This window comes from Streptomyces sp. NPDC058459, from assembly GCF_042721685.1.
GTDB lineage: Bacteria > Actinomycetota > Actinomycetes > Streptomycetales > Streptomycetaceae > Streptomyces.
The window spans coordinates 1-5678 of sequence record NZ_JBHXLV010000298.1; the positions used below are offsets into that span (position 1 = coordinate 1).

5 protein-coding genes are annotated in these 5678 nt (G+C 72.1%); all 5 read left to right on the forward strand.

The window, feature by feature from the left end; all coding sequences use genetic code 11:
- A partial coding sequence (gene infB / locus ACFWN1_RS31105) for a translation initiation factor IF-2 (protein WP_384369379.1) occupies positions 1–2003 on the forward strand: 2003 nt, incomplete at its 5' end.
- A 164-nt stretch (positions 2004–2167) separates the two neighbouring features.
- A complete protein-coding gene (locus ACFWN1_RS31110; protein ID WP_030817206.1) occupies positions 2168–2461 on the forward strand; it encodes a DUF503 domain-containing protein in 294 nt (97 codons plus the stop codon).
- Positions 2462–2513: 52 nt separating this feature from the next.
- On the forward strand, positions 2514–2966 hold the full coding sequence (gene rbfA / locus ACFWN1_RS31115; protein ID WP_384369382.1) for a 30S ribosome-binding factor RbfA: 453 nt from the start codon (positions 2514–2516) through the stop codon (positions 2964–2966).
- Positions 2963–3868: a tRNA pseudouridine(55) synthase TruB gene (gene truB, locus ACFWN1_RS31120; RefSeq protein WP_384369385.1), complete on the forward strand. Its 906-nt coding sequence runs from the start codon at positions 2963–2965 to the stop codon at positions 3866–3868. Before rbfA ends, truB begins: the two co-directional genes overlap by 4 nt.
- Positions 3869–4132: 264 nt before the next feature.
- On the forward strand, positions 4133–5678 hold a 1546-nt coding region (locus ACFWN1_RS31125), incomplete at its 3' end, for a trypsin-like peptidase domain-containing protein (protein WP_384369388.1).

Consider the following 5678-nt stretch of genomic DNA (forward strand, 5'->3'; position numbering starts at 1 on the left):
GTCGTCCCGGTGGCGGTGGCGGCGGTGGCCGTCCCGGCTTCGGCGGTCGTCCGGGTGGTCCCGGTGGCCGCGGTGGCACGCAGGGCGCCTTCGGCCGTCCCGGCGGTCCCGCGCGTCGTGGCCGCAAGTCGAAGCGGCAGAGGCGCCAGGAGTACGAGGCCATGCAGGCCCCGTCCGTCGGCGGCGTGATGCTGCCTCGCGGCAACGGACAGTCCGTCCGGCTGTCCCGTGGCGCTTCCCTCACCGACTTCGCGGAGAAGATCGGCGCCAACCCGGCGTCGCTCGTCGGCGTGATGATGAACCTCGGCGAGATGGTCACCGCCACGCAGTCCGTCTCCGACGAGACGCTGAAGCTCCTCGCGGACGAGATGAACTTCGTCCTGGAGATCGTCAGCCCCGAGGAGGAGGACCGTGAGCTGCTCGAGTCCTTCGACATCGAGTTCGGCGAGGACGAGGGCGGCGAGGAGTTCCTCGTCGCGCGTCCGCCGGTCGTGACCGTCATGGGTCACGTCGACCACGGTAAGACCCGACTGCTCGACACCATCCGCAAGACGAACGTCGTCGCGGGCGAGGCCGGCGGTATCACGCAGCACATCGGTGCGTACCAGGTCACGACCGAGGTCAACGACGAAGAGCGCAGGATCACCTTCATCGACACCCCGGGTCACGAGGCGTTCACCGCCATGCGTGCCCGTGGTGCGAAGTCGACCGACATCGCGATCCTCGTGGTGGCGGCCAACGACGGTGTGATGCCGCAGACCGTCGAGGCGCTGAACCACGCCAAGGCGGCCGACGTGCCGATCGTTGTCGCGGTCAACAAGATCGACGTCGAGGGCGCCGACCCGACCAAGGTGCGCGGTCAGCTGACCGAGTACGGCCTGGTGGCCGAGGAGTACGGCGGCGACACCATGTTCGTCGACATCTCCGCCAAGCAGGGTCTGAACATCGACTCCCTGCTGGAGGCCGTGGTCCTCACCGCGGACGCCTCGCTCGACCTGCGGGCCAACCCGGAGCAGGACGCGCAGGGCATCGCGATCGAGTCCCACCTCGACCGCGGCCGCGGTGCCGTCTCGACGGTCCTGGTCCAGCGCGGCACGCTGCGCATCGGCGACACGATGGTGGTCGGCGACGCGTACGGCCGTGTCCGGGCGATGCTCGACGACAACGGCAACAACGTCGAGGAAGCGGGTCCGTCGACCCCCGTCCTGGTCCTGGGTCTCACCAACGTCCCGGGCGCCGGCGACAACTTCCTGGTCGTCGACGAGGACCGTACGGCGCGTCAGATCGCCGAGAAGCGGGCGGCGCGCGAGCGCAACGCCAACTTCGCCCGCCGGGGTGTCCGGTTCTCCCTGGAGAACCTGGACGAGGCCCTCAAGGCCGGTCTGGTGCAGGAACTCAACCTCATCATCAAGGGCGACGCGTCCGGTTCGGTGGAGGCTCTCGAGTCCTCGCTGCTCCAGCTCGACGTCGGCGAAGAGGTCGACATCCGTGTCCTGCACCGCGGTGTGGGTGCGGTCACCGAGTCCGACATCAACCTGGCGACCGGCTCCGACGCCATCGTCATCGGCTTCAACGTCCGCGCCGCGGGCCGCGCGGCGCAGATGGCGGAGCGCGAGGGCGTCGACGTCCGGTACTACTCGGTGATCTACCAGGCCATCGAGGAGATCGAGGCGGCCCTCAAGGGCATGCTCAAGCCGGAGTACGAGGAGGTCGAGCTCGGTACGGCGGAGATCCGCGAGGTCTTCAAGTCGTCCAAGCTCGGCAACATCGCCGGTGTCCTGGTCCGCTCGGGCGAGGTCAAGCGCAACACCAAGGCGCGCCTCCTCCGCGACGGCAAGGTCATCGCGGAGAGCCTCAACATCTCCGGGCTGCGTCGCTTCAAGGACGACGTCACCGAGATCCGCGAAGGCTTCGAGGGTGGTATCAACCTCGGAAACTTCAACGACATCAAGGTCGACGACGTCATCGCGACGTACGAGATGCGCGAGAAGCCGCGAGCGTAACGCCGCGCTGTGCGTCGGCCGACGGGACTTCGGTTCTGTCGGCCGACGCGCCGTCCTGGGGGCGGAGCCCCGAGGTGGCACGGAAACCCTGTCGAGCGAAAAGCTCCTGAGCGGTAGCGTGCGTAGAACCACCGATCCCGAACCGGCGGGTCAACCGGTCACACATGTACGTGGGGACTCTGTCCTTCGACCTGCTCCTCGGCGACGTCCACTCGCTGAAGGAGAAGCGCTCCGTCGTCCGCCCGATCGTCGCCGAACTCCAGCGGAAGTACTCCGTGAGCGCGGCCGAGGTGGACCACATGGACCTGCACCGGCGAGCGCTCATCGGCCTCGCCACGGTGTCCGGCGATGCGGCGCACCTCACCGACGTACTCGACCAGTGCGAACGGCTGGTCGCCGCCCGCCCCGAAGTGGAGCTGCTGTCCGTGCGACGGCGCTTCCACGGCGACGACGACTGACCGAAGAAACGCGAAGAAACGCGAAGAAGCAGAAAGAACGGGAGACGGACCAGTGGCCGACAACGCTCGGGCGAAAAGGCTGGCGGACCTCATCCGGGAGGTGGTGGCCCAGAAGCTGCAGCGGGGGATCAAGGACCCGCGGCTCGGCTCGCACGTCACCATCACGGACACGCGGGTCACGGGTGACCTGCGGGAGGCGACCGTCTTCTACACGGTCTACGGCGACGACGAGGAGCGGCAGGCCGTCGCCGCGGGCCTGGAGAGCGCCAAGGGCATCCTGCGCTCCGAGGTCGGCCGCGCGGCCGGCGTGAAGTTCACGCCGACGCTGACCTTCGTCGCGGACGCCCTGCCGGACACCGCCCGCAACATCGAGGACCTCCTCGACCGGGCCCGGCAGTCCGACGCCCAGGTGCGCGAGGCGTCCTCGGGCGCCGCGTACGCCGGTGGCGCGGACCCGTACCGCAAGCCGGAGTCCGACGACGAGACGGACGACAGCACCGAATGACAGCCAAGCCCACCCCGCCCGACGGCCTTGTCATCGTCGACAAGCCGTCGGGCTTCACCTCGCACGACGTGGTCGCCAAGATGCGCGAGATCGCCCGGACCCGCCGCGTCGGCCACGCCGGCACCCTCGACCCGATGGCCACCGGTGTCCTCGTCCTCGGTCTGGAGCGCGCCACCAAGCTCCTCGGGCACCTCGCCCTGACCGAGAAGGAGTACCTGGGGACCGTCCGGCTCGGACAGAGCACCCTCACCGACGACGCCGAGGGGGAGATCAGCTCCTCCGCCGACGCCTCCGAGGTGACCCGTGAGGCGATCGACGCCGGGATCGCCAAGCTCAGCGGCGACATCATGCAGGTGCCGTCCAAGGTCAGCGCCATCAAGATCGACGGTGTGCGCTCCTACAAGCGGGCCCGGGAGGGCGAGGACTTCGAGATCCCGGCCCGCCCGGTGACCATCTCCTCCTTCACCGTGTACGACGTGCGGGACGCCGTCGCCGAGAACGGCACCCCCGTCCTCGACCTGGTCGTCTCCGTGGTGTGCTCCTCCGGCACCTACATCCGCGCCCTCGCCCGCGACCTGGGCGCCGGTCTGGGCGTCGGCGGCCACCTCACGGCGCTGCGCCGGACGCGGGTCGGCCCGTACAGGCTGGACTCCGCGCGGACCCTGGACCAGCTCCAGGAAGAGCTGACCGTGATGCCGGTCGCGGAGGCCGCGTCCGCCGCGTTCCCGCGCTGGGACGTCGACGCCAAGCGCGGGGGGCTGCTGCTCAACGGCGTCCGGCTGGAGATGCCCGAGGTGTACGCGGGCGCCGGTCCGGTCGCGGTCTTCGACCCCGAGGGCCGGTTCCTCGCGCTGGTCGAGGAGCAGAAGGGCAAGGCCAAGAGCCTCGCCGTCTTCGGCTGAGTCCACCTTCCCTGAACACCAGGGGTGCGCCCGTGGAGCGGCGGTCATGGGGTACGTGCCATACCCGCCGCTCCACGGTCCCCCCTCGGTTCCCCCACCCCTGACCTCTGTCCACTTCACCCCGCCCATTCACCCGTCTGGACGGGCGCTCGGAGTGAACCGGGGGAGCGGAAGGGGGCGCTTTCGTCGCACCCCCTGGTCCCGTGATCATCACGTGCCTACCGTCGAGGTGAGACGCAGGCGCACGGGTGGGGAGGCGGGGCGATGACGGGAGAGGGGCCGCGAGCGGAGAGCGGCGACGGGAGGGCGCCCGGCGGCCAGGGCGATCACGCGGACGCCCTGGTGCAGCTCCACGACCTCTCCGGGCGCCCGCGCGGCATCGCCTTCCTCGCCGACCACCACGGCACCCTGCTCACCAGCCACGAGGCCGTCGAGGGCCTGGACCGGCTGCTGCTGCGCGGAGCGGACGGACGTACCCGCGCGGTCGACGCCGAGGCCGTCGTCCCACTGCCCCGCCACGGGCTCGCGCTCGTGCGTACGGAGAACCTGGGCGTCGCCCCGCTGCCGCTGACCGTGCGCGAGCGGATCGAGGCGGGCACCTACGTACGGATCGCGGCGGGAGGCCGGCGCGAGGCGCGGGTGCTCACCACCGGGCGGGCCACCTACCACGCCGAGGGCAGCGACCAGGTGCTGGACGACGCGCTGGAACTCGCGCTCGGTACCGCCGCCCGCGACGCGCTCCGCCCCGGCGGGGGTACGACCGGCGGGCCCGTCCTGGACGCCCGTACCGGCGCTGTCCTCGGGGTGCTCGGCGCCACTCTGCGCTCCGCCGGCCGGGACTCCTGCTTCGCCGCCCCCGTACACCCGCCCGCCGGGGCCGACTCCGCGCTCACCGCCCTGCTCGCCCGCAACGCGGCCACCGTCCCGGCCTACGGCGCCGACCTCAACCTCGCCGGCGTCCTCCAGCTGTGCGCCGCCTCCGTCAGCCGGGACGGCCCGCCCGGCACCCTCACCGGGCTGACCGGCATCGTCGAACGGGCTTCGGTGAAGCGGGAGTTGGCCGACTTCCTGGCGGGCCCGCAGCCCGTGCTCGCCCTCACCGGTGACCCCGGCAGCGGCCGTACGACCGAGCTGGCGGCGCTCGCCGCGCGGCGCCGGTGCGATGCCACCCCGGCGCCCACGCTGTGGCTGCGCGGGGCCGACCTCCAGGACACCGACGACTCCGTGGCCGACGCCGTCCGCCGGGCGCTGGAGCGGGCCGCGCCGGTCGCGGCCGCCGCCTCCGGCCCCGGCCCCGGCCCTGGCCCTGGCTCTGGCCTTGGCCACCCGGCGGACCTGGGCGACCTCGACCCCGAGACGCCGGCCCTACTCGCCGCGCGGGAGGGGCGTCCGCTGCTGCTGTGCCTCGACGCCCCCGAGGAGATGCCGGCCGCCCTGCTGCCCGGGTGGGCCGAGGCGACCGTCGCATGGCTGCGCGCCACCGGTGCCCGCCTGGTGCTGGCCTGCCGGGACGAGTTCTGGGAGAGCGCCGCCGAGTTCTTCCCCGCGCGCCTCAGCCTGACGGGGTTCACCCGTCAGGAGGCCCGCGCGGCCCGCTCCCGGCACGGCATCCCCGACGGCGCCCTCGGCGCCGCCGACGCCGGGCACCCGCTCGCGCTGCGCCTGCTGTCCGAGGTGCGGGCCGCGCTCCCGGCCGACGCGCCCACGCGTCCCCTGGACCGGCACGACGTCTTCGCCGCCCACCTCGACCTGACGTGCCTGCGCGTCGCCCGGCGGATCGCGGCCGCGGGCGGCCTTCCCGACACCGCCG